Genomic DNA, 22,850 nt, shown 5'->3' with positions numbered 1-22,850 from the left:
GCGGACCCGCACCTGATGAGGTGCGGGTCCGTCGGCGTTCGCTGTCAGAGGTGTGCGGTCGGCGGGGTCATCCGGTGTTGCGGAGGCCGGCGGCGACACCGTTGACGGTGAGCAGCAGGGCGCGGGAGAGCAGCGGATCGGGCTGTTCGCCGTTGGCGGCCGCGCGGCGCTGGCGGTCGAGCAGGGCGACCTGGAGGTAGGAGATCGGGTCGAGGTAGGCGTCGCGGATGCGGAAGGTCTGCTGGAGCACCGGGTTGGAGCCGAGCAGCCGTTCGCCGCCGGTGACGCGGAGGACTTCGCGGACGGTCAGGTCGTGTTCTGCCTCGATGGTGTCGAAGACGTGCTTGAGCTCGTCGGGGACGAGGGTTTCGACGTAGTGGCGGGCGATGCGCAGGTCGGTCTTGGCGAGGGTCATCTCCACGTTGGAGAGGAAGTTCCGGAAGAAGTGCCAGCGTTCGTACATTTCGTCGATGACGCTGTCGAGTCCGGCTTCGCGGGCGGCCTTGAGGCCGGAGCCGACGCCGAACCAGCCGGGGACGATCTGCCGGGACTGGGTCCAGCCGAAGACCCACGGGATGGCGCGGAGTCCGTCGAGGCCGGCGCCGCTGTCGGGGCGGCGGGAGGGCCGGGAGCCGAGGTGGAGTTCGGCGAGCTGGTCGACGGGGGTGGAGGCGAAGAAGTAGGCGGGCAGGTCGGGGTCGTCGACGAGGCGGCGGTAGGTGCTGTGGGCGGCGTCGGAGACGGTGTCCATGGCCGCGTCCCAGCGGGCGAGGGCCTCGTCGGACTGGCGGGGCGCGGTGTGCAGCGCGGAGGCCTGGAGGGTGGCGGCGACGGTGAGTTCCAGGTTCTCCCGGGCGAGGGAGGGGACGAGGTACTTGTCGGAGATGACCTCGCCCTGTTCGGTCACCTTGATCTCGCCTTCCAGGGTGCCCCAGGGCTGGGCGAGGATGGCGTCGTGGGAGGGGCCGCCGCCGCGGCCGACGGTGCCGCCGCGGCCGTGGAAGAGGCGGAGCCGTACGCCGTAGCGGTGGGCGACGTCGCGGAGGCGGCGCTGGGCGCGGTGGATCTCCCACTGGCTGGTGGTGATGCCGCCGAACTTGGAGGAGTCGGAGTAGCCGAGCATGACCTCCTGGACGTCGCCGCGGAGGGCGACGAGCCGCCGGTAGGAGGGGTCGGCGAGCATCTCGTCGAGGATGACGTCGGCGGCGCGGAGTTCGTCGGTGGTCTCCAGGAGCGGGACGATGCCGATCCCGGCCCAGCCGGCGTGGAGGTCGAGGAGTCCGGCCTCGCGGGCGAGGACGACGGCGGCGAAGACGTCGTCGGCGCCCTGGCACATCGAAATGATGTACGACTCGATGACCTCGGGCCCGAAGCGTTCCTTGGCGTCGTGGACGGCCTCGAAGACGCCGAGGGTCTTGGCTCCGGCGGCGTCGAGGGGCGCGGGGCTGTGGGCGAGGGGGCGGCGGGAGCGGAGCTCCTTGGCCAGGAGCCTGGTGCGGTAGTCGCGGGGCATGTCGGCGTAGCGCCAGGATTCCTCGCCGAGCCGGTCGAACAGCTGGCCGAGGGCGTGGTGGTGGGCGTCGGCGTGCTCGCGGACGTCCATGGTGGCGAGCTGGAGGCCGAAGGCGGCGAGGGTGCGGATGGTGCGGTCGATGTGACCGTCGGCGAAGAGGCCGCCCCGGTGGGCGCGCAGGGATTCCTGGATGAGGACGAGGTCGGCCAGGAGTTCGGAGGTGCCGAGGTAGTCACGGCCCTCCTGGTGGGGGGTGCCGGTGGCGAGCCGCTGCCGGGTGTTGAGGAGCTTCTGCCGGATGGCGGTGGCCTTGAGGCGGTAGGGCTCCTCGGCGTTGAGCCGCTTGTAGCGGGGGCTGATGCCGGGGAGCCGCTCCAGGTCGAGGGAGAGGGAGTCCAAGAGTTCCTGGGTGGCACCGGTGTAGCGGATGGAGTTGGAGAGCAGGCCGCGGAGTTCGTCGATGAGCCGGAGGGCGTCGGTGATGCCGTGTTCGTGCTGGAGGATCAGCACGTCGCGGGTGACGTCGGGGGTGACGTTGGGGTTGCCGTCGCGGTCGCCGCCGATCCAGGTGCCGAAGGTGAGGGGGCGAGTGCCGGCGGGCAGCTCGACGCCGACGCGCTCCAGCTCGGCGGCGAGGTCCTCCAGGACGTCGCCGACGGCTTCGGCGTGCAGCTCGTCGAGGTAGTAGATGGCGTTGCGGGCCTCGTCGGCGGGCTCGGGCCGGACGACGCGAAGCTCGTCGGTCTGCCAGACGAGGTCGATGTTCTCGGCGAGCCGCAGGTCGTGGCGGCGGCGGTCGCCGCTGCCACTGCCCACGGACTCCTCCAGGAGGGCGGCGATGCGGCGGAGCTTGTTGAGGACGCTGCGCCGGGCGGCCTCGGTGGGGTGCGCGGTGAAGACGGGCCGGACGTTGAGGTGCCGGACGGTCTGGCGCAGGTGCTCGGGGTCGGCGTCCTTCAGCCGGTCGGCGGTACGGGCGAGCAGGCCGCCCTCGGCGGCGCGGCGGGCGCGCAGCTCGCGGCCGCGGTGCACCTGTTCGGTGATGTTCGCCAGGTGGAAGTAGGTGGAGAAAGCCCGCACGAGCTTGGCGGCGGTGGGCAGGTCGGTCTCGCCGAGAAGCTTGGCGGCGGCTTCGCCGTCCGTACGGGTGAGGGCGCGGACGCGCTCGACGAGTTCCAGGAGCTCGGGTCCCTCCTGGCGGACGAGGGTCTCGCCGAGGAGGTCGCCGAGACGCCGGATGTCAGCGCGCAGCGGTGCGTTGTCGTCGGTCTCGGGTGTGAGGTCGGCACTGCTCACAGGTGCGGCTCCTTGCATGGATGAGCACGATGGGCGGGGTGCGGACCGCGCTGTCCGGCGCCCACCAGGATAGGTGCCCGGCGCACCACGTTATCCACAGGCCATTGACCTTGAGGGGAGCACTGCCATACTTACGATGCCGTAGGTTACGCATCCGTAGCCATGCCCCCAGTTCGGTGAGGGACGCCCCCCATGACCACGACTTCCGATGTGATCGACGACGCCCCGAAGGCCGCCGACACCCATTCCCCCGTCCCGTCCGCCACGATCGGCGGCGACAACAAGAGGTCCGTCGAGCAGCTCGCGCTGCTCCTGTTCATCACGGTGCCGTTCCTGGCGCTGGTCGCGGCGGTGCCGCTGGCCTGGGGCTGGGGGGTGAGCTGGCTGGATCTGGGCCTGATGGTCTTCATGTACTTCCTCGGCTGCCACGGCATCACCATCGGCTTCCACCGCTACTTCACCCACGGCTCCTTCAAGGCCAGGCGGCCGCTGCGGATCGCCCTGGCCGTCGCCGGGTCGATGGCCGTGGAGGGCCCACTGGTGCGCTGGGTGGCGGACCACCGCAAGCACCACAAGTTCTCCGACGCCGAGGGCGACCCCCACTCGCCGTGGCGGTTCGGTGAGACCGTTCCGGCCCTGATGAAGGGGCTCTGGTGGGCGCACATCGGCTGGATGTTCGACGAGGAGCAGACGCCGCAGCAGAAGTACGCCCCGGATCTGATCAAGGACCCGGCGATCCGCCGGATCTCCCGCCAGTTCATGCTGTGGACGGCCGTGTCGCTGGCCATCCCGCCGCTGGTCGGCGGTCTGGTGACGTGGTCCTGGCAGGGCGCGGCGACGGCCTTCTTCTGGGGCTCCCTGGTGCGGGTGGCGCTGCTGCACCACGTCACCTGGTCGATCAACTCCATCTGCCACGCGGTCGGCAAGAAGCCGTTCACGTCGCGGGACCGCTCCGGCAACGTCTGGTGGCTCGCGGTGCTGTCCTGCGGCGAGTCCTGGCACAACCTGCACCACGCCGACCCGACGTCCGCCCGGCACGGGGTGATGCGCGGGCAGGTGGACTCCAGCGCCCGGCTCATCCGCTGGTTCGAGCTGCTCGGCTGGGCCCACGATGTGCGCTGGCCGAGCAAGGAGCGCGTGGAGTCCCGGCGGAAGACCGGTAACTCCCGTGAAGACGGGGCCGCGAAGGCGGCATGATTGAACATGTGGCGAGTGATGGAAGCAGTGGCGAGAAGAGCAAGGCTCCGAGTCCGGGTGGCCGGCGCGGCCGACGCGTACGAATGACCGGCAAGGAGCGCCGCGAGCAGCTGCTGGACATCGGCCGCACGCTGTTCGCCGAGAAGGGCTTCGAGGGCACGTCGGTGGAGGAGATCGCGGCGAAGGCCGGGGTCTCCAAGCCGGTGGTCTACGAGCACTTCGGCGGCAAGGAGGGGCTCTACGCGGTGGTGGTGGACCGGGAGATGCGCAAGCTCCTGGAGATGGTCACCAACGGCCTGACCGCCGGGCATCCGCGGGAGCTTCTGGAGCAGGCGGCGTTCGCCCTGCTGGACTACATCGAGTCGTACACGGACGGCTTCCGGATCCTGGTCCGGGATTCGCCGGTGGCCCAGTCGACGGGCACCTTCGCCTCGCTGATCAGCGATATCGCCACCCAGGTGGAGGACATCCTCGGGCTGGAGTTCAAGGCCCGGGGCTTTGATCCGAAGCTGGCCCCGCTGTACGCCCAGGCGCTGGTGGGGATGGTCGCCCTGACGGGCCAGTGGTGGCTGGACGCGCGGAAGCCGAAGAAGGCGGAGGTCGCCGCCCATCTGGTGAATCTCGCCTGGCACGGCCTGGACGGCATGGAGCAGAAGCCGCGGCTGATAGGTCACCGCAAGAGCTGACCGGTTTCTCCGCGGGGCGCGGCCCCGGCCCGTTGCGGCGGGCCGGGGCCGCGTCGTTCCCGTGCCGCTCAGTCGCGGTGGCCCCGGGGACGTGCCGCCCCGTCCCGCCGGCGTGGCTGCGGCCGCGGCTGCGGGGATCGCGGGGCGGGCGCGGTGGTCAGGCGTCCTTCTTCCGGGCGATGGCGAAGATCCGCCGGAACGGGAAGACGGTGCCGTGCGGGCCGGGCGGATAGGCCTTGCGGATCAGGTCGCGGTACTGGCCGAGGAACGCGGTGCGGGCCCGTTCGTCGTCGGCGAGGGCGGTGAGGATGGGGCGGAGCGCGGTGCCCTTGACCCAGTCGACCACCGGGTCCTCGCCCTGGAGGAGCTGTATGTAGGTGGTCTCCCAGGCGTCGGTCTCGCAGCCGAGGCCGGTGAGCTGGGTGAGGTACTCCCACGGTTCGTACACGTGGACGTAGCGGCGGCCGTGGCGGCCGACCCTTTCGCGCCACTCCGGGGTGTCGCAGAGGTCGTCGAGGATGGCGTGGCTGGGCGAGGTGAAGTTGCCGGGGACCTGTAAGGCGAGGGTGCCGCCGGGGGCGAGGCCCTCGATCCAGGCCGGGAAGGATTTGGCGTGGCCGGGGACCCACTGGAGGGCGGCGTTGCTGACGATCAGGTCGTAGGGCTCCTCCGGTATCCAGTCGGCGGCGTCGGCGTGCCGGAAGTCGATGCTGCCGCCGCCGGGGGTGGGGCCGGCGTGGCGGGCGGCTTCGGCGAGCATGTCCGGGGAGTTGTCGTAGCCGGTGATGCGGGCGTCGGGCCAGCGCTCGGTGAGGAGCGCGGTGACGTTGCCCGGCCCGCAGCCGAGGTCGGCGATGCGCGCCGGGCGGCCGCGGGCCGGGAGGCCGGGGATCCGGGTGAGCAGGTCGTGGAAGGGCCTGGTGCGGTGGCCGGAGTGGCGGAGATATTGCTGCGGGTCCCAGGTCGGGTTCTGGGGTTTTTGCATCGTGTGAACCTCTCGGTGCCGGTGCGGTGGATGAACGGGGAACTGCTGTCGGGCCGATCGATGCCCGTGTCACGTGCCCGCCACGCCTGGCCATCAGCCTCGATATCAAGATATTTGATGTCAAGAGACTTCACGTCGACAGACCTACTACACTGATCGGCATGGAGGACGAGGTCGATCGGCTGGTCGGGGCATGGCGCCGGGAGCGCCCGGACCTCGATGTGGAGCCGCTGGAGGTGCTGAGCCGGATCAGCCGGCTCGCGCGCCATCTCGACCGCGCCCGGCGGCTGGCCTTCACCGAGCACGGCCTGGAGTCCTGGGAGTTCGACGTCCTCACCGCGCTGCGCCGGGCCGGGGCGCCGTACCAGCTCTCCCCCGGACAGCTCCTCACCCAGACCCTGGTGACCTCCGGCACCATGACCAACCGCATCGACCGGCTCGCCACGAAGGGCCTCGTCGAGCGGCTGCCCGACCCCAGCGACCGGCGCGGGGTACTCGTCCGGCTCACCCGGGAGGGCCGGGACCGCGCCGACCGCGCGCTCGCCGGACTGCTCACCCAGGAACGCGCCATCCTCGCGGAGCTGTCCCGCGAACAGCGCCGGGAACTCGCCGGGCTGCTGCGACGGTTGACGGCGCCGTTCGACAACGTACCCGGCTGAGCGGACGGCGCGCCCGGGCCGCGGTCTCCGTCTCCGTCACGGGGCAGGCTGCCGCTCCTCGCGTACGGCCAGTTCGCGGAACCAGGCGACCGGCGGCAGGTCCAGATCCTCCAGGCGCAGCTGCCGCGACCCCCGCCGGGCGCCGACCTGGGCCAGCACCAGATCCGCGTGCACCACGGCGACCTCGTCGAGATCCAGCTCCCCCTTCTCCGAGTACCAGTAGGCGACGCCCGTGCACATCGCGAGCAGCGCCAGCCGCGTCACCCGGACGTCGGGCACCAGCAGGGTGCCGTCCGCGGTGCCGTCCGCGAGCTGGCGGCCCCACATCTCCTCGTACTCGTCCCGCAGCGCCACGACGGCCTGACGGGACTCCTCCTTCAGCGCCCGCAGCTCCCGGTCGACGACGACCGTCTCCGTGCGGCGCAGCCCGTGGGCGAAGACGTGCATGACGGTCAGCCCCGCCAGCCGCTCCACGGGCGAGGCGGCCTCGGCCAGCACGGTCCGCGCGTCGGCGTTGAGCCGCCCCAGGGACTCCCGCATCAGCCGGACCAGCAGGTCTTCCTTGCTGTTCATGTAGTGGTAGAGAGTCGCCAGCGATATGCCCGCCCCCGCGGCGAGATCCCGGATGCCGGTGGCCTGGAACCCGCGGGTGGCGAAGAGCTCCAGGGCACTGGACCGGAGACGCTGGTACGAAGACATGCCGCCAACCCTAAGCCAGGACACCGAGGTCGTGTACGGCCCTGCCGCCGACGACCGTCGCCAGCACACCGATCTCCGGCAGCGCGTCCGCGTCCACCCCCGCCGGGTCCGCGTCGAGCACCGTGAAGTCGGCCAGGAAACCGGGGGCGATCCTGCCGCGGGTCCGCTCGGCGTGCGCCGCGTGGGCGGAGCCGACCGTGTAACTCCGCAGCGCCGTCGCCACATCGACCCGCTCGTCCGGCGCCAGCACCCGGCCGCCCGCCGTCCGCCGCGTCACCAGGGCGTGGATGCCGGCCAGCGGCGCACCGGCGACCACCGGGCGGTCGGAGCTCCCGGGCACCTCCACGCCGCGCTCGGTGAAGCTGCGGACCCGGTAGCACCAGGCGGCGCGCTCCGGCCCGAGGGCGTCGGCCATGCCGTCCCCCGCCTCCCGCACCAGGGAGCCCTGGGGCACCGGGATCACGCCCAGCCGGACGATGCGGTCCACCTGCTCCGGGGAGGTGACCGCGCAGTGCTCGATCCGGTGCCGGGGGTCGTGCCGCGGATGCAGCCGCTGCGCCTCCTCGTACGCGGACAGCACGACGTCCACGGCGCGGTCGCCGATCGCGTGGGTGGCCACCTGCCAGCCGGCCCGGTGGGCGGCGGTGATCGTGGCGGCCAGCTCCTCCTCCCCGGCCTGCAGATAGCCGCGGTTGCCGGGATCGTCGGCGAAGTCGCAGCACATCGCCGAGGTCCGGCCGATGAGCGAGCCGTCGGAGAACACCTTGACCGCGCCGAGGCGCAGCCGGTCGTCGCCGAAGCCCGTGCGCATGCCGAGGTCGAGGCCGGAGCGGTACGGGTCCGCGGCGTGCGCCGGAAGCGGGTGCAGCACATCGGAGGCGGGCATGAGCGTCACCCGCTGCAGCAGCGTGTCCTCGTCCCGGGCCCGCTGGTAGGCGACGATCTCCACCCCGCTGTGCCCGATCCAGCCGCCCCCGATGCCCGCTTCCTGCACCGAGGTGATGCCCTCGGCGGCGTAGTTGCGGGCGGCGGCCCCGAGAGCGCGCGCCAGCACATCGGCGGGGAACGGGACGAGCAGGTTCCGCACCAGTTCCTGGGCGCGTTCCTGGAGCAGCCCGGTGGGCGCCCCGGAGGCGTCGCGCACGATGCGCCCGCCGTCCGGGTCGGGGGCCGTGTCCGCCCCGCAGCGGGCCAGCACCGCGGAGTTGACGGCACACATGTGCCCGCTGGTGTGCTTCAGCCAGACGGGGTGGTCCGGCGCCGCCCGGTCCAGCCCGGCGGCCGTCGGGTGGCCGCCGGACATCCGGTTCTGGTCGTAGCCGGCTCCGATGATCCATTCGCCGGGCGGGCGGCGCGCCGCCTCCCGGGCCACCAGGCCGTACACGTCCTCCACGCGGGTCACCCGGCCCGGGGAGAGGTCGAGTTCGTCCAGGCTCAGCCCGTACCAGGCCATGTGGTTGTGGGCATCGTGGAAGCCGGGCAGGACGCACCGCCCGGCGAGGTCCACGGTGCGGCGGGCGGACAGCCCCGCGGTCTCCGGGCCGCCGACCGCCACGACCCGGTCCCCGAGCACCGCGAAGGCGGTGGCCCGGGGGCGGGCCGGGTCCATGGTCAGGATCCGGGCGTTGCGGTAGACGACGTCTACGTCCATGGTGCTGTCTCCTTCGTCTCCCCGTCTCCGGCCGCGGGCGGGCCGGCGAGCGCGGCGCGCAGCCGGGCGCGGAACTCCTCGCTCCAGGGCCGCGGCCGGCGGGTGGCCCGGTCGATGTGCACGGCGGTGCGGACCCCTTCGGCGACGACGCTTCCGCCGCCGGCCGCCCTGACGGTGAAGCCCGTGGTGAGGCTGGTGCGGCCGAGCGCCGTCACCCGCTGCTCGATGTGGAGCGTGCCGGGCCGGTCGACGGGGCCGGTGAAGGTGAGGGCGAGGCGGGCCACCACATGGTGGCGCTCGGGCCGGACGGCGGGGTCGGGGTCGTAGGGGTAGCCCATGGTGTCGAGCAGGCGGCTGAAGGCCCGCTCGGCGTGCACCGGGAAGCGGGCGTGGTGCAGGACGCCCAGCGCGTCGAGTTCGTCCCAGGAGACCTCGGTCGTGGTGCGGAAGCTGCCGGGGAGGCCGGTGGCGCCGGAGCCCGTGGCGGCCCCCGTGTCCCCGCCACGCCCGAGCGGGCCTCCGCGGGCCGTCACGGCCGGCCTCCCGTCGTGCCGCCGGCCGGCGGCGGCGCCTCCGGGGAGGGCGCGGCCGCGTCCCAGCACGGGCCGCGGTCGGCGCGCAGTTCCCCCTTGGCCACCCGTTCCGAGGGCGTGCGCGGCAGTTCGGGCCGCACGCACCAGTAGCGCGGCACCTTGAAGGAGGCCAGCCGTTCCCGGCAGAACTCCAGCAGTTCCCGTGGATCGGGGGTGTCCCCGCCGGACGGTACGACGAACGCCTTCACCTCCTCGCCCCGGACGGCGTCCGGCTCCGGCACCACGGCGGCCGTCCGCACCGCCGGATGGGACTCGAGGACCGCCTCGACCTCCCGGGCCGAGACGTTCTCCCCGGACCGGCGGACCATGTCCTTGGTCCGGGCCAGGTAGTAGATCCGGCCCTCGGCGTCCGCCCGCACCCGGTCCCCGGTGTGCAGCCGGCCGGAGCGCAGGACCCGGGCGGTGGCCTCGGGCTGCCCCCAGTAGCCGTCCATCAGCCCCTCGCCGGAGATCACCAGTTCGCCGGGGAGCCCCGGTTCCACCGGCCGGCCGGAGCCGTCGACGACGTCGGCCCGCTTGCCCGGATGGGGCCGGCCCACGCACCCGGTGCCGACGGTCTCGTCGTGGTCTTCCGGGCTGACGATGAGGTCCGCGCCGGACTCGGTCATGCCGAACGCCTCGTACCAGGGCACTCCCCAGCGTTCCTCCAGCTCCCGGTGGAGCCCGGTGGGGATGCCGGAGGCCAGGACCGCCCGGACGGCGTGGTTCCGGTCGTCCGGGTGCGGCGGCCGGGCCAGCAGCGCGGCCGGCATCATGCCCAGGCAGTAGAAGACGGTCACCCCGTGCTCACGGATGTCGGCCCACATCCGGCCGGCGCTGAACCGGTCCGCCACCACCAGCCGGGCGCCGGAGAGCAGCGCCGCCACCACGTTCCACTGCGGGTCCATGTAGCTGAACGGCTGGGCGGTGTAGAGGACGTCGTCCTCGCCGAGCCGCGGGAAGTTGGTCCGCAGGGCATGCGCGATGGTGAGCCAGTAGCGGTGACTGAGCATGCAGCCCTTGGGCAGCCCGGTGGTTCCCGAGGTGTACTGGATGTTCACCAGGTCGCCCGGGGCCGCCGGCGCCCCGGAGGCGTCCGGGCCGTCCGGGCCGTCCGGGCCGGCGGGCAGGTCGTCCGCCGGCACGACGGCGAGATCGAGGCCCGCCTGCGCGGCGGCCGCCGCGAGCACCTCGGCGTACACGGGAGTGGTGACCGCGAGCCGGGGGCCGGCGTCGCGCAGCAGATGGGCCGCGTCGGTGGCGCGGGCCTGGGTGTTGACCGGTACGAGGATCCGTCCGGACCGGGCCGCGGCGAGCCACAGCAGCGGGAATTCCGGCACGTTCGGCAGCATCACCGCCACCCGGTCGCCGGGGGCGGTCGAGCTCCGGAGGAACGCGCTGATCCGGTCCACCGCGGCGTCGATCTCCGCGAAGGTCCAGCGCGGCCGGGCGGCGTGCGGGAAGACCCACGCCACCCGGTCACCGTGCGCCCGGGCCGCGTGACGGACCAGCGCGCCGAGGGTGCCGGGTGCGGGGCGTCCGGAGGCGCGGGGCGTCACGGCTGCCTCCGCCCGGGCCGCGGCACCGCGGGGGCACGGTGCGGTCCTCCGGCGCCGGAGACGGAGCCGGCGCCGGAGTCCGCGGCGGTGCCGCGGCCGGCGCCCGGGCCGGCCTCGGTGGTATCGGTGGCCTCGGTGGCATCGGTGCCGGTGCCGGTGCCGGTGTCGGTGCCGGTGCCGACCACGCGCATCGACAGGTCCACTTCCATGGCGAGTGTCTCCTCCAGTCCCGCGCCCAGGCCGCGGTCGAGGGTCTCCTTGGCGAGGGCGAGCGCCAGGGGCGGCTTGTCGAGCAGCCTCCCGGCGAGTTCCAGCGCGTACCGGCGGTGTTCCCCGTCCGGCACGACCTCGTTGACCAGGCCCCACCCGCGCGCCTCCTCCGCGGTGAAGCCCGACCCCGTCATCAGCAGATACTTGGCCCGCTGCGGCCCGAGGACGGCGGCGAGCAGCTGGGAGACGCCGTTGGTCACGGTGAGCCCGACTCCCGCCTCCGGGAACATGAAGCGGGTGTACTCGGCCGCCACCACCAGATCGCAGGCCAGGGCCCATTCGCACCCCGCGCCCACCGCCCAGCCGTGCACGGCCGCGATCACCGGGACCGGGCTGCGCTTGATCGTCCGGGTGACGTCCTGCAGCCGTTCCAGCCGCTCCCTGGCCGCCAGCGGATCCTCCGCCGGGGCGGGTTCCTTGAGGTCGTGCCCGCTGCAGAAGGCCCGGCCGGCGCCGGTGAGCACCACGGCCCGCGCACCTTCGGCGACGGCGCGCCGCAGAGCGCCGACCAGCTCGCGGCTGACCTCGTCGGTGACCGCGTTGAGACGGTGCGGCCGGTGCAGCTCGACCACGGCCACCGGGCCGTTCCGCTCGTACCGCACCGGGTCCCGCTCCGGGTGCCCCGTCTCCGTCACTGTCGACATGCTGTCCTTATCCCTGGCGTGTGGTGTGCGGCGGGGCGGTCGCGCGCCCGCCGCCGTGGTGGCCGGTTGCCGGTGGCCCGTGGCCGCCCGGTCAGGCCCGTTCCACCTGTCGGAGGAAGGCGCGGCCCCGCTCGCTGCGCGGGTTGTCCAGCACCTCCGCCGGAGGCCCCTCTTCGGCGATCCCGCCGTCGGCCATGAGGACGACCCGGTCGGCGACGTTCCGCGCGAACCGCATCTCGTGGGTGACCACCATCATGGTCATTCCGGAGTCGGCCAGGTCCCTCATCACCGCGAGGACTTCGCCGACCAGTTCGGGGTCGAGGGCGCTGGTCGGCTCGTCGAAGAGCATCACCTTCGGCCGCATGGCCAGCGCCCGCGCGATGGCCACCCGCTGCTGCTGGCCACCGGACAGGCTCATCGGGTAGCGGTCCGCGAACTGCCGGAGCCCGACCTGCTCCAGCAGTCCGAGAGCGGTCTCCCGGGCCTCGTCCCGGTCCCGTCCGGCCACCCGGACCGGGGCGGTGGCGACATTGTCCAGCACCGACTTGTGCGGCCAGAGGTTGAAGTGCTGGAAGACCATCCCCACCTGGCGGCGCATGAGGTTGAGGGACTTCTCGTCGTAGCGGAGCTCCTGGCCGTCGATGACGATCCCGCCGGAGTCGATGCGCTCCAGGCCGTTGACGCAGCGCAGCAGGGTGCTCTTGCCGGCTCCGGAGGCGCCGATGAGGACGACGACCTCACCGGTGTCCACGGACAGGTCCACTCCGTCCAGCACGGTGTGCGCGCCGAACGCCTTGTGGATCCGCCGCATGACCACCAGCGGGGCGGTCGGCGGGGTGTTCTCCGGGGCGCTGTCGGGGTGTGGCATGGGGTGGGCGCCTCTCAGATCGCGTAACGGGAGTGCCGGCGCTCCAGCCGGCGCAGCAGCGCCGTCAGGAGAAGCACGATCACCAGGTAGTAGACGGCGGATATCAGGTAGTAGGTCAGCGGCTCATAGGTCGCGGCCGCCAGCTTCTGCGCCTGCATGAACAGTTCGGGGACCGTGATGAAGGAGGCCACGGCGGTGTCCTTGACGGCGATGATGAACTGGTTGCCGAGCGAGGGCAGGATGGACCGGAACGCCTGCGGGGCGACCACGATCCGCAGCGCCTGCGTCCGGCTCATGCCGAGGGAACGCGCCGACTCGGTCTGGCCCTTGACGACCGACTGCACACCGGAGCGGAAGATCTCCGCCATATAGGCCGCGGTGTGCACGGTCAGGCCGATCACCGCCGACCAGAACGAGGAGATGTCGACGATCGTGACGAGGCCGTAGTAGATGACGAACAGCTGGGCCACGAGCGGCGTGCCCCGGATGATGGCGAGATAGCCCTGGGCGAGCCAGCGCAGCACGGCGAAGCGGCTCATCCTCATCCAGGCGACGACCAACCCGACCGCCAGGGAGAACACCACCGCCAGCGCGGCCAGCGACAGGGTGATCCGCAGCCCTTCGAGCATGAGCGGCAGGGAACGGCTGAAGCCGTCCAGAACAGACATGACGGGGTTCTCCTCGGGCAGCCGGGCCGGCCGTCGTCAGCGGGTCATCAGGGGTGGCCGGGGGATCGGGGGGATCGGTGGGTGATCAGGACTGGCTGTCCGGGCTGATGTCCACGCCGAACCACTTCTCGCTGAGCTCGGCGTAGGTCCCGTCGTCCCTGATCTCTTCGAGGGCCTTGTCCACCTCGGCGGTGAGCTTCGGGTTGCCCTTCTGGCTCGCGATGGACGCGGGGTCCGGGAAGAGGATGTCGCCGGCCGGCTTGATGGCGATGCCGGTCTGCTTGATCTGGTAGAGGCCCAGGAGTTTCGTGGTGATCGCCGCGTCGATGCGGCCGTTGCCCAGCTCGGTCAGCGCCTCGTTGTCGCTGCTGTAGGTCTTGACCTCCGCAACCCCGGGCTGCTTCTTGGCGTACTCCTCGAAGGTCGTGCCGAGGACGACGCCCACCTTCGCGTCCTTGAGGTCGTCGACGGACTTGACCGGGGAGTCCTTGCCGACGAACAGCTGCGCGCCGGAGAGGTAGTACTCGCCGGTGAAGTCGACCTGCTTCTTCCGCTCGTCGGTCGCCGACATGGACCCGACGATCAGGTCGTACCGCTTGGCCTTCAGTCCGGCGACCAGCGAGTTGAACGGTCCGGTGACCGGGTTCGGCTTCAGGTCGAGGCGCTTCGCCAGTTCGTTGCCGAGCTCCAGGTCGAAGCCGGCGAGGGTGCCGTCGTCCTCGAAGTAGTTGAACGGCCGGTACTGGCCGCTCATCGCGAAGGTGAGCTTGCCGTCCTCGACGAGCTGGTAGTCGCGGGCCGGAGCGCTCTCGGAGTCCGCGTCACCGCTGCCGCATCCGGCGGCCAGGACCATCACCAGAGAGCCGGTGAGTGCCAGTGCCGTACGTCTTGTCACACGTCCTGCAGATATCCGCATTGCCGAGCCTCCACGATCCGCGAGCCACAACCAGTCGATCGATTGATCGGTTCCGGGGAAACTACTGACCTGCGCAGATGACTGTCAACAGTCGGAAGCGCGGCCGCTGGTTACGTTTTGGGAAGCACCGCCGGACCCCGGAGTCCGCTATACGGACACCCGGGGCGGTCGCCGCCGAGGCGGCCGGAAGCCGAAGAGCAAGGCAGGTTCATGACAACCCCCCGGGGCCCGCGTCCGGAACGGCGGCAGAAGCCGCGGGCGGGCACCACGGGATCGGTGACGCGAGACGGGAAGGGGCGCGGCCCCGCCCGAGGACGGCAGGCCGGCGCGGCGGCGAACCGGACCGGTGGCGAACCAGCACGGTGGCGGACCGGGCGGCGGCGGACCGGGCGGCCGAGAGAGCCGATACCCTGCGCCGGGAAACGGACACCCGCACCGGCTACCCGGGAGGGATACCGGCGGTGCGCGTCAGCCCGTGCTGCCGACGGCGGGCAGGTCCTCCGCCGGGCCCACCCCGGCGCGGCGCGCGAGGGCGACCGCGGCGAGAGTGGAGTGCACGCCGAGCTTGCCCAGGACGTTCTGCATATGGGTGCGGACCGTATGCGGGGAGAGGAACAGCCGCTCGGCGACAGCCTTGCGGCCCAGGCCCGCCACCATGCACCGCAGCACCTCCCGCTCCCGCGGGGTCAGTGACTGCACCAGCCGCTCGCTCTCCGTGCGATGCTTGCGCGCCGCCGTCAGCTCCCGCAGCACACCGGTGAGCAGAGCGGGCGGCAGATGGGTCTCCCCGCGGAGCACACCGCGTATGACGGCCAGCAGCCGGGAGAGCGAGCAGTCCTTGGCGACCCAGCCGGAGGCCCCGGCCTGCAGGGCCGCGGCGGCGCGCGCCGAGTCGTCCCGCTCGGCGAGCACCACCGTACGGACCGCGGGCCGCCGTTCGCGGACACCGGCGACCAGGGATATGCCGTCCACGGCGCGCTCCGCGCCGCCGGCCCGGGCGGTGCCGATGACGGTCGGCCCCTTCCTCGCCGCTCCGGGCACCGGCGGGGCGCAGCCCAGGTCGGCGTCGACGAGCATGACGTCGAACCGGCGGCCGTCCGCGGCGGCCCGCTCCAGACAGCGCAGCGCCGCCGGTCCGCTGCCCGCCGCCGCCACCTCGACGTCCTGTTCGGCGGCGAGAGCGGCGGCGAGCGATTCGGCGAAGATGCGGTGGTCGTCCACCACCAGCACCCTAATGACTGTCACTGAGGAACCCCCCTGTATCGGGACGATCCAGCGGGCCCGGCGCCCGGCTGCTCCGGCGCCCGGGGCCGTGGCCGGGATGCTCCCGGCCGGCCGCCGCCGTACCGGACCCACCCCGGGCGCCGTACCCGACCGCCTCGCCCCCTGCATCGGCACCGGCCCCCACCGGTGCTGAGCATCAGCGTACGGATGCACTCCGACAAGTGAAGTGGATTGGCGAAAGTGTTCGCCCCGGACGTTCGACCTGTGTTCGCTGTTACTTCTTGTGCAAGAAATCGACTGGGAATGCCGATGTGCGCCCGCGTGCCCGCCGGTACCCCCGCGCGCCGGGAGGCCGGTTCAGGCCAGCCGGCGCGCGCCCGCCGACGGTACGGCCGGGAAGACCCGGGGCTCACGGTGCCCGGCCGCCGCGAAGGCCGCGGTGACCGCCTTCGCCACCGTATCCGCCGACGCCTCCTCCACCAGCGCGATCGCCGAGCCGCCGAAGCCGCCGCCCGTCATCCGCGCTCCGAGCGCGCCCGCGGCACACGCGGACTCCACCGCCAGGTCGAGCTCCGGGCAGGACACCTCGAAGTCGTCGCGGAGCGAGGCGTGCCCGGCGGTGAGCAGCGGGCCGATGCCGCGCGTGTCCCCGGCCCCGAGGCGGGTGGTGACCTCCTCCACGCGCCGGTTCTCGGTGACGACATGGCGCACCCGGCGGCGCAGCGTCTCGCCGCCGATCCGGGACAGTGCTTCGTCCAGTTGCCCGAAGGCGACGTCGCGCAGGGCGGGGACGTCCAGCAGGGCGGCGCCTTCCTCACAGCTCGCGCGCCGCTCCGCGTACGCGCTGTCGCCCAGGGCGTGCTGGACGCGGGTGTCCACGACCAGCAGGCACAGCCCGTCGGCGGCGAGGTCGAACGGCACCTGCCGCTGAGTCAGGTCGCGGGTGTCGAGGTGCAGGGCGTGGCCCGCGGTGCAGCAGGCGGAGGCCGTCTGGTCCATGATCCCGCAGGGCATCCCGACGAAGACGTTCTCGGCGCGCTGCGCCAGCCGCGCCAACTGCCAGTGGCGCAGCCCCAGTCCGTGGAGGTCGTTGAGCGCGAGCGCGGTGACGATCTCCAGGGCGGCGGAGGAGGACAGTCCGGCGCCGACCGGGACGGTCGAACTCAGGTGCAGGTCCAGGCCGCTGACCGGGTGGCCGGCGTCGCGCAGCGCCCACACCACGCCTGCGGGGTACGCGGCCCAGCCCAAGCCGGACGCGCCGGGTTCCAGGGCGTCGGCGCGCAGTTCCACCACGCCGCCGGGCACATCGCCGGAGTGCAGGCGCAGCACGCCGTCGTCGCGGCGGGACACGGCGGCGCGGGCGGTGTGCGGGAGGGCCAGCGGAAGCACGTATCCGTCGTTGTAGTCGGTGTGCTCACCGATGAGGTTGACGCGGCCGGGGGCGGCCCACAGTCCTTCGGGCGCGTAGCCGTACAGGGCTGCGAAGGTGCCGGCGAGGTGCTCGTCCGGCACGGGCCCGTCCGTCTCGGAGGTTTCCGTTCCGGTGCGGGCGCCCGGTCCGGCCCCGGGGGTCCGGTGGGGGCCGTGGGTCCCGCCGGCCGTCTGCTGGTCCGTCACGCTTCCGCCGTTCTTCCGCTCTCGTGCTCCGCCGTCCGGTTCCCGGCCGTCCCGCGCTCCGCCGGTCCGTGATCCACCGGTCCATGCTCCGCCGGCGCCTTCTCCGCGCCGTCGTTCCGCCCCAGGGCGAACTCCCAGGCGTCCCGGACGATATCGGCCAGTCCGGGGCGCGCGGGCTTCCAGCCCAGCCGGTTCCGGGCGCGCTCCGCGGAGGCGACGAGCACGGCCGGGTCGCCCGGGCGGCGCGGGGCGGCGTTCTCGGGGACCGGGTGGCCGGTGACCCGGCGGACGGTCTCGATCACCTCCCGGACGGAGAAGCCGTTGCCGTTGCCGAGGTTGCAGATCAGGTGCTCGCCCGGGGCGGCGCCGTCCAGGGCGAGGAGGTGCGCCTCGGCGAGGTCGGAGACGTGGATGTAGTCGCGGACGCAGGTGCCGTCCGGCGTCGGGTAGTCGTCGCCGTAGACGGAGACGGCCTCCCGCCGGCCGAGCGCGACCCGCAGCACCAGCGGGATGAGATGGGACTCGGGGTCGTGCAGCTCGCCGTGGAGGGAGCCGCCGGCGGACCGGTGGGCGCCCGCGACGTTGAAGTAGCGCAGCGAGACGGCGGCGAGGCCGTGGGCGGCGCACTCACCGCCGATCATGTGGTCGACCGCGAGCTTGGAGGCGCCGTAGGGACTGGTGGGCGCGGTGGCGTCGGTCTCGGCGATGGGCACGGACTCCGGGTCGCCGTAGGTGGCGGCGGTGGAGGAGAAGACGAGCCGGCGGACTCCGGCGGCGCGCATCGCGGCGAGGAGCTCCATGGTGCCGCCGACGTTGTTGCGCCAGTACTTCTCCGGGTCCGCCACGGACTCCCCGACCTGTGAGAACGCGGCGAAGTGCAGCACGCCGTCGTACGAGCCGTCGAGCCGGCCCGCGCCGGCCGGCGAGGTCAGGTCCTGGACGCGGCCCTCGATGAACTCCGCGCCCGCGGGGACCGCTTCGCGGTGGCCGGTGGACAGGTCGTCCAGCACGGTCACCCGGTGGCCGGCGTCGAGCAGATGCGCCGCGACGACGCTGCCGACGTAGCCGGCTCCGCCGGTGACGAGGTACTTCCGCCCGCCGCCCGGCTGCCCGCCGGTGGCGCCACCCGGCCGCCCGGCCGCGCTCTCGTCCCCGCGTCCGCTTCCGTCCCCGCGTCCGCTTCCGGTCCCGCGTCCGTTCACGATCCCGCTCCCGTTCACTCGTCCGCCACCTCACGCAGCCGTGCCGCCGCCGTCTCCGGCGGCACATCGTTGATGAACACCCTCATGCCGGACTCGGAACCCGCGAGGAACTTCAGCTTGCCGGAAGTGCGGCGGATGGTGAAGAGCTCAAGGTGGAGCGCGAACTCCTCGCGTTCCACGGGGCGTTCCTCCCATCCGCGCAGCGGTGCCTGGTGCCAGCCGGAGATGTACGGGGTGGGCGGCTCGTCCGGGCCGAACACCCGGTCGAATCGGCGCAGCAGGTCCAGATAGATCCGCGGGAACTCGGCACGGGCCTGCTCGCCGAGCGCGGGCAGGTCGGGCACCCGCCGGCGGGGGTAGAGGTGCACCTCGTACGGCCAGTGGGCGGCGTAGGGCACGAAGGCCGTCCAGTGCTCGCCCTCCACGACGACGCGGCTGCCGTCCTTGCGTTCGTCCGCGACGGTGTCGTCGAACAGGTTGCCACCAGTGCGCTCGCGGTGGTCGGCGAGTGAGCGGAGGACGCGTTCGGTGTGCGGGGTGGTGAAGGGATAGGCGTAGATCTGGCCGTGCGGGTGGCCCAGAGTGACGCCGATCTCGCGGCCCCGGTTCTCGAAACAGTAGATCTGCTCGACGCCGGGGTGCCCGGACAGTTCGGCGGTCCGGTCCGTCCAGGCGTCCAGGACGAGCCGGGCGCGGTCCTCGGTGAGATCGGCGAAGGAGGCGTCGTGGTCGGCGGTGAAACAGACCACCTCGCAGCGGCCCGCGTCGCCGGTGAGGGAGGGGAAGCGGTTCTCGAACACGGCGACGTCGTAGTCGGCGGCGGGTATCTCGGTGAGCCGGTCCTCACGGGAGGGACAGAGCGGGCAGGCGTCCGCCGGCGGGTGGTAGGTGCGGCCCTGGCGGTGGGAGGCGATGACGACGGAGTCACCGAGGAGGGGATCGCGGCGGATCTCCGACGCGGTGGCGACGGAGCCGAGCGGCCGCCGGTCGGCGGCGTCGCGCGGGGCGACGGCGCTGCCGGCCGTGCCGTCGGCGTCGTAGTAGATCAGCTCACGGCCGTCCGCGAGCTTCGTCACCGTCTTCTTCACCGGGGCTCCTAGCGATGTTCTCCTGGCAGAACGATAGCAAACATAATCCAACACAACAGCTCAGAAGAAAACGAGGGGCCTGCTGGGGGTGTGTGCCCGCGCCGCGGGCGCGGTGAGTGAGGCGGCCACCGCCAAGGGCTCCGGAGCCACCGTGGATCGGCCTTCGCGGGGCCCCGGCGGGCCGGGTCTCCGGGCTCCGGGCTTCACGGCTTCCGGGCTCCGGGCTTCACGGCTTCCGGGCTCCGGGCTTCACGGCTTCCGCGCTCCCGGGGCGGGCCCCGGGCTCCGCGCTTCCGCCGGTGCCCCCCGTGGCCCGCGCCCGGGCCGCCGGGCTCAGCCCTGGTCCGGCCGGTCCGCCGCCCGGTCCAGCAGTCCCGTGCGGGCGGCCAGCGCCGCCGCCTCCAGCCGGGAGCCGACGCCCAGCTTCATCAGCACCCGCTGCACATGGGTGCGGGCGGTGCTGGGCGCTATCCCCATGCCCGCCGCGATGACCCGGGTGTCCTCGCCGTCCGCGACCCGCATCAGCACCTCGACCTCACGAGGCGTCAGGATGCGCAGCAGCCGCGTCGCCTCGTCGTCCGGCTGGGCGGCGGGGTTGAGGAGTTCCGCGAACGCGCCCTGGAGCAACTGCGGCGCCACCGCCGCCTCGCCCGCGCGGGCCTTCACCATGGCGCGTTCCACGCCCTCGATGCGCTCGTCCTGCCGTACGTACCCGGAGGCGCCGGCCGCGAAGGCCGCCGCTATGCCGCGCGGGTTCGGCACCGGGCCGAGCACGACCACCGCCACCTGCGGCCGCTCCCGCCTGATCCGCACCACCGGATCGAACGCGCCGGGCTCCTCCGGAGCCGCGGTGCCCAGCAGGCACACCTCCGGCGCCCTGCTCACCACCAGGTCCGCCGCCCCGGCACCCGGCGCCGCGGCGGCCAGCACGCGGTGTCCGCGCAGCTTGAGAGCCGAGGCCAACGCCTCGGCGAGCAGACGGTGGTCGTCGACCACGATGAGCCGCACGCCCATGAGCTCCTCCCCCATCCCCGAAGCCCCCGGGCTCCTTTGGACGGGGAAGCTACACGTTTGTGCGGCCTCACGCGCCCCTTACCTGGGAAAAGCGCCATGGAACGCCGGAATACCAGTCAATTCGGGACTGGATTGCGTCAGCCTCGGTCAGAGGAAGATCGTTCGGCGACGGGGCCGCTGAAGGCCCGCGGACGGGCCGCGCAGGGGCCGGCAGCAGCCGCGCAGAGGCCGCGCGAGGCCGAACGAGAAGCCGAAGGGCCCGGCGGGCACGCGTCGTACGTGCCGGCCGGGCCCTTCCGCCCGCCGCGGAGGCGGAACAGCGGGATCACTCGCTGCCGAAGACCACCAGCAGATATTCCTTGCGGTCCAGGGACGAGCTCCGCTCCGACATGAGCGTCTGGCCCATGTAGAGCCGCCCGCCCTCGTAGAGCAGCCGGACGTTCAGCGACGGCCGGTAGCTGGACTCCGTCTCGATGGAGTCCTTCGGGTTCTTCAGATAGACCGTGCTCTTGAGCGTCTTCGGGTCGATGGCCATCACCTGGCCGCCCTGGTCGTAGGTCGGTTCCATGTAGGCCAGGAGCGTGCCGTCCTCCATCTGGAGCGGCGTCATGACGCGGCGTCCGCCGGCCTCCGCCTTGCCCCTCGCCTTACCGGTGTCCAGGTCGAAGGCGACGATCTCGTTGGTCCGCCCGTAGTCCTCCTCCTGGCTCTCGTGCTCCTCCGTGCCCATGTAGAGGGAGTCCTCGTCGACGGCGACCATCTTGCAGTCCTCGACCTCGACGGCGCTGCAGCGGATGGTGTACTTGCCGTTCTCCGTGGAGATGCGGCTGCGCATCTTGCCCTTGTCGTCGATCGCGATGACGTCGGACGTGCCGACGGCGCCGCCGGCGTCGATGCCGATGACCAGGGGGTCGGTGGAGATGACGTGGACGTAGTCGACGCCGTCCGGCACGTCGTACGAGAACTGCGGCTTGCCGGAGGACGGGTCCAGCTTCTGCACCTCGATCTTCGGGGCGTCGTAGCTGCCGCACTTGCGCACCGCGACCAGCCCGGTGCCGCCGCCGTAGCCGGCGTCCTCGCAGTCGGAGGTCTGGTCGGGGCGCCACAGCTCCTTGCCGCTGTCGAGCTTCCACGCCGCGCCGCCGTAGAGGCCGCCTGCCGCGACCACGTCCGGGCCGACCGTCACCTCGGAGAAGCGCACGTTCTCGTCACCGAGCGAAACCTGCTTCTCCCACAGCTTCTTACCGGTGTTGACGTCGAACGCGGCGACCCGGCTGCACGGCTGGACGCGGCCGTCGCTGCCGACCTTGCCGTCCTGGAAGAGAACCGCCGCCTTGCCGTCCTCGCTGATGTGCTTGGAACCCCAGCAGATCTGGCCGGCCAGCTTCAGGGTCCACTTCTCCTTGCCGTCGGCCTTGTTGTAGCCGACCACGGAGTTGAGCGAGCCCTTGGCGAAGGCCTTGTCGGTCACCCAGAGGCCGTCGACCTTGGTGACATCCGTGAGCTTGGGCTTGTCGACGGAGAACAGCAGTTCGGCGTCGGTCTTCGCGGGCTTCTCGCCGCCGCTGCCGTCACCGCCGCTGCCGTCGTCCCCGCCGGTGCCGCCCGAGGAGTTCCCGGCCGTGTCCTTCTTGCCGTCGCCGTCGTCGTCGCCGGAGGCCGCGAAGAAGACACCGCCACCGATGATCAGCAGCACGGCGACGGCCGCGGCGATGATGATCATCATGCGCTGCTTGCTGCCCTGGCCGCCGCCCTGCGGCATGCCCGCGGCGGGCATCGGGCCGGTGGGCGGGTACATGGCGTACTGCTGCTGGCCGTACGGCGGCTGTCCGGGCTGACCGTAGGGCTGACCCGGCTGACCGTACGGCTGTCCGGGCTGGCCGTACGGCGGCTGACCGGGCTGGCCCGGCTGGCCGTACGGCGGCTGGCCCGGGTAGCCGTAGCCGGGCTGGGCCGGGGGCTGCTGCGGGTAGCCGTAACCGGGCTGCGCTCCCGGGGGCTGCTGGGGATAGCCGTAGCCCGGCTGCTGTCCCGGGGGCGGCGGGACCGGTGCGCCGAAGCCCCCGGCGGGCGGCGGGCCGGCCGGGGCCGGCGGGGCCTGCGGGGCCTGCGGGGGCTGCCCCGAAGGCTGCGGAGGCTCCCCGGCGGGCTGGGACGGCTCCGTTCCCGGCGCCTCCCGCTTCGACAGATCCGGCTTGGCCGGACCGGGTTGCGCGGAACCGGGCTGGGCGGAATCGGGCTGGGCGGAACCGGACTGGGCGGGATCCTGCCGGGACGAATCCGCGGGATCCGGCTCGGCGGGGCCGGAGCCGGACGGAGGCGCCGGAGGCGGGCCGAAGCCGCCGCCCTGGCCCTGGGCCTGCCCGTCGGCATCGGAGTGGGAGTCGCCCCCGGGCGGACCGGAGGGGGGCTGATTGGGCGGTTGCGGCGGCTGCGACATCAGTTTTCCTCTTCACGCGGGCACATGGCCCGATATCGGTCTCCCCCGCGTCACCGGTGGGCGTGAAGCTTTCCGGAACGGA

The 22,850-nt window shown here is 72.7% G+C and carries 18 protein-coding genes and 1 pseudogene; 3 read left to right on the top strand and 16 right to left on the bottom strand.

All coding sequences use genetic code 11. The features are described 5' to 3' along the window. Positions 1–67 precede the first annotated feature (67 nt). Positions 68–2,809, bottom strand: coding sequence for a phosphoenolpyruvate carboxylase (gene ppc / locus LIX60_RS18860; protein ID WP_227959495.1), 2,742 nt, complete (start codon positions 2,807–2,809; stop codon positions 68–70). A 192-nt stretch (positions 2,810–3,001) separates the two neighbouring features. On the opposite strand from ppc, the gene LIX60_RS18855 reads away from it, so the two are divergent. Both LIX60_RS18855 and LIX60_RS18850 read left to right on the top strand, forming a co-directional pair. Next, a complete protein-coding gene (locus LIX60_RS18855) occupies positions 3,002–4,006 on the top strand; it encodes a fatty acid desaturase (protein WP_227959494.1) in 1,005 nt (334 codons plus the stop codon). Then, complete coding sequence (locus tag LIX60_RS18850) at positions 4,003–4,692, top strand: TetR/AcrR family transcriptional regulator (RefSeq protein WP_063831803.1); 690 nt, start codon at positions 4,003–4,005, stop codon at positions 4,690–4,692. Before LIX60_RS18855 ends, LIX60_RS18850 begins: the two co-directional genes overlap by 4 nt. Before the next feature lie 157 nt (positions 4,693–4,849). Here the strand turns inward: LIX60_RS18850 and LIX60_RS18845 are convergent, their stop codons facing one another. Then, positions 4,850–5,677 carry a trans-aconitate 2-methyltransferase gene (locus tag LIX60_RS18845; protein WP_227959493.1) on the bottom strand — a complete coding sequence of 276 codons (828 nt, stop codon included), beginning with the start codon at positions 5,675–5,677 and terminating at the stop codon, positions 4,850–4,852. Between the two features lie 161 nt (positions 5,678–5,838). Between LIX60_RS18845 and LIX60_RS18840 the strand changes: the two genes are divergently transcribed. Beyond that, positions 5,839–6,336, top strand: a complete 498-nt coding sequence (locus LIX60_RS18840) for a MarR family winged helix-turn-helix transcriptional regulator (RefSeq protein ID WP_227959492.1) — start codon at positions 5,839–5,841, stop codon at positions 6,334–6,336. Positions 6,337–6,372: 36 nt separating this feature from the next. Here LIX60_RS18840 and LIX60_RS18835 read toward each other — a convergent pair whose 3' ends face one another. The 14 genes and pseudogenes from LIX60_RS18835 to LIX60_RS18770 all read right to left on the bottom strand — a co-directional run bounded on the left by LIX60_RS18835 (position 6,373) and on the right by LIX60_RS18770 (position 22,768). Beyond that, positions 6,373–7,035, bottom strand: a complete 663-nt coding sequence (locus tag LIX60_RS18835; protein WP_125624005.1) for a TetR/AcrR family transcriptional regulator — start codon at positions 7,033–7,035, stop codon at positions 6,373–6,375. A 10-nt stretch (positions 7,036–7,045) separates the two neighbouring features. Further along, positions 7,046–8,686, bottom strand: coding sequence for an amidohydrolase (locus LIX60_RS18830; protein ID WP_227959491.1), 1,641 nt, complete (start codon positions 8,684–8,686; stop codon positions 7,046–7,048). Then, a complete protein-coding gene (locus LIX60_RS18825; protein WP_227959490.1) occupies positions 8,677–9,219 on the bottom strand; it encodes a thioesterase family protein in 543 nt (180 codons plus the stop codon). The genes LIX60_RS18830 and LIX60_RS18825 overlap by 10 nt, the downstream gene beginning before the upstream one ends. Beyond that, positions 9,216–10,817, bottom strand: coding sequence for an AMP-binding protein (locus tag LIX60_RS18820; protein ID WP_227959489.1), 1,602 nt, complete (start codon positions 10,815–10,817; stop codon positions 9,216–9,218). The genes LIX60_RS18825 and LIX60_RS18820 overlap by 4 nt, the downstream gene beginning before the upstream one ends. Next, the gene (locus LIX60_RS18815; protein ID WP_227959488.1) at positions 10,814–11,731 is read right to left on the bottom strand and encodes an enoyl-CoA hydratase/isomerase family protein; all 918 of its coding nucleotides are present in this window, start codon (positions 11,729–11,731) and stop codon (positions 10,814–10,816) included. The genes LIX60_RS18820 and LIX60_RS18815 overlap by 4 nt, the downstream gene beginning before the upstream one ends. A gap of 91 nt (positions 11,732–11,822) precedes the next feature. Then, entirely contained in the window at positions 11,823–12,599 is a 777-nt protein-coding gene (locus LIX60_RS18810) for an amino acid ABC transporter ATP-binding protein (RefSeq protein WP_374117881.1), read from the bottom strand. Positions 12,600–12,613: 14 nt separating this feature from the next. Next, entirely contained in the window at positions 12,614–13,267 is a 654-nt protein-coding gene (locus LIX60_RS18805) for an amino acid ABC transporter permease (protein ID WP_043470408.1), read from the bottom strand. An 85-nt stretch (positions 13,268–13,352) separates the two neighbouring features. Beyond that, positions 13,353–14,162, bottom strand: a complete 810-nt coding sequence (locus tag LIX60_RS18800) for an ABC transporter substrate-binding protein (protein ID WP_227959487.1) — start codon at positions 14,160–14,162, stop codon at positions 13,353–13,355. A gap of 489 nt (positions 14,163–14,651) precedes the next feature. Next, on the bottom strand, positions 14,652–15,428 hold the full coding sequence (locus tag LIX60_RS18795) for a response regulator transcription factor (protein ID WP_227959486.1): 777 nt from the start codon (positions 15,426–15,428) through the stop codon (positions 14,652–14,654). Positions 15,429–15,764: 336 nt separating this feature from the next. Continuing rightward, the gene (gene galK, locus LIX60_RS18790; RefSeq protein ID WP_227962827.1) at positions 15,765–16,919 is read right to left on the bottom strand and encodes a galactokinase; all 1,155 of its coding nucleotides are present in this window, start codon (positions 16,917–16,919) and stop codon (positions 15,765–15,767) included. Positions 16,920–17,134: 215 nt separating this feature from the next. Continuing rightward, positions 17,135–18,226 (bottom strand): annotated as a pseudogene (galE, locus tag LIX60_RS18785) (UDP-glucose 4-epimerase GalE); the annotation flags it as partial. A 14-nt stretch (positions 18,227–18,240) separates the two neighbouring features. Next, complete coding sequence (galT, locus tag LIX60_RS18780) at positions 18,241–19,314, bottom strand: galactose-1-phosphate uridylyltransferase (protein ID WP_227959484.1); 1,074 nt, start codon at positions 19,312–19,314, stop codon at positions 18,241–18,243. 333 nt (positions 19,315–19,647) lie between these two features. Next, complete coding sequence (locus tag LIX60_RS18775) at positions 19,648–20,328, bottom strand: LuxR C-terminal-related transcriptional regulator (protein ID WP_227959483.1); 681 nt, start codon at positions 20,326–20,328, stop codon at positions 19,648–19,650. Positions 20,329–20,653: 325 nt separating this feature from the next. After that, positions 20,654–22,768: a PQQ-binding-like beta-propeller repeat protein gene (locus LIX60_RS18770; protein ID WP_227959482.1), complete on the bottom strand. Its 2,115-nt coding sequence runs from the start codon at positions 22,766–22,768 to the stop codon at positions 20,654–20,656. Between the last annotated feature and the right edge of the window lie 82 nt (positions 22,769–22,850).

This window comes from Streptomyces sp. S07_1.15 (assembly GCF_020739505.1).
GTDB lineage: Bacteria > Actinomycetota > Actinomycetes > Streptomycetales > Streptomycetaceae > Streptomyces > Streptomyces xinghaiensis.
This window is presented reverse-complemented; position numbering and strand designations above follow the sequence as displayed.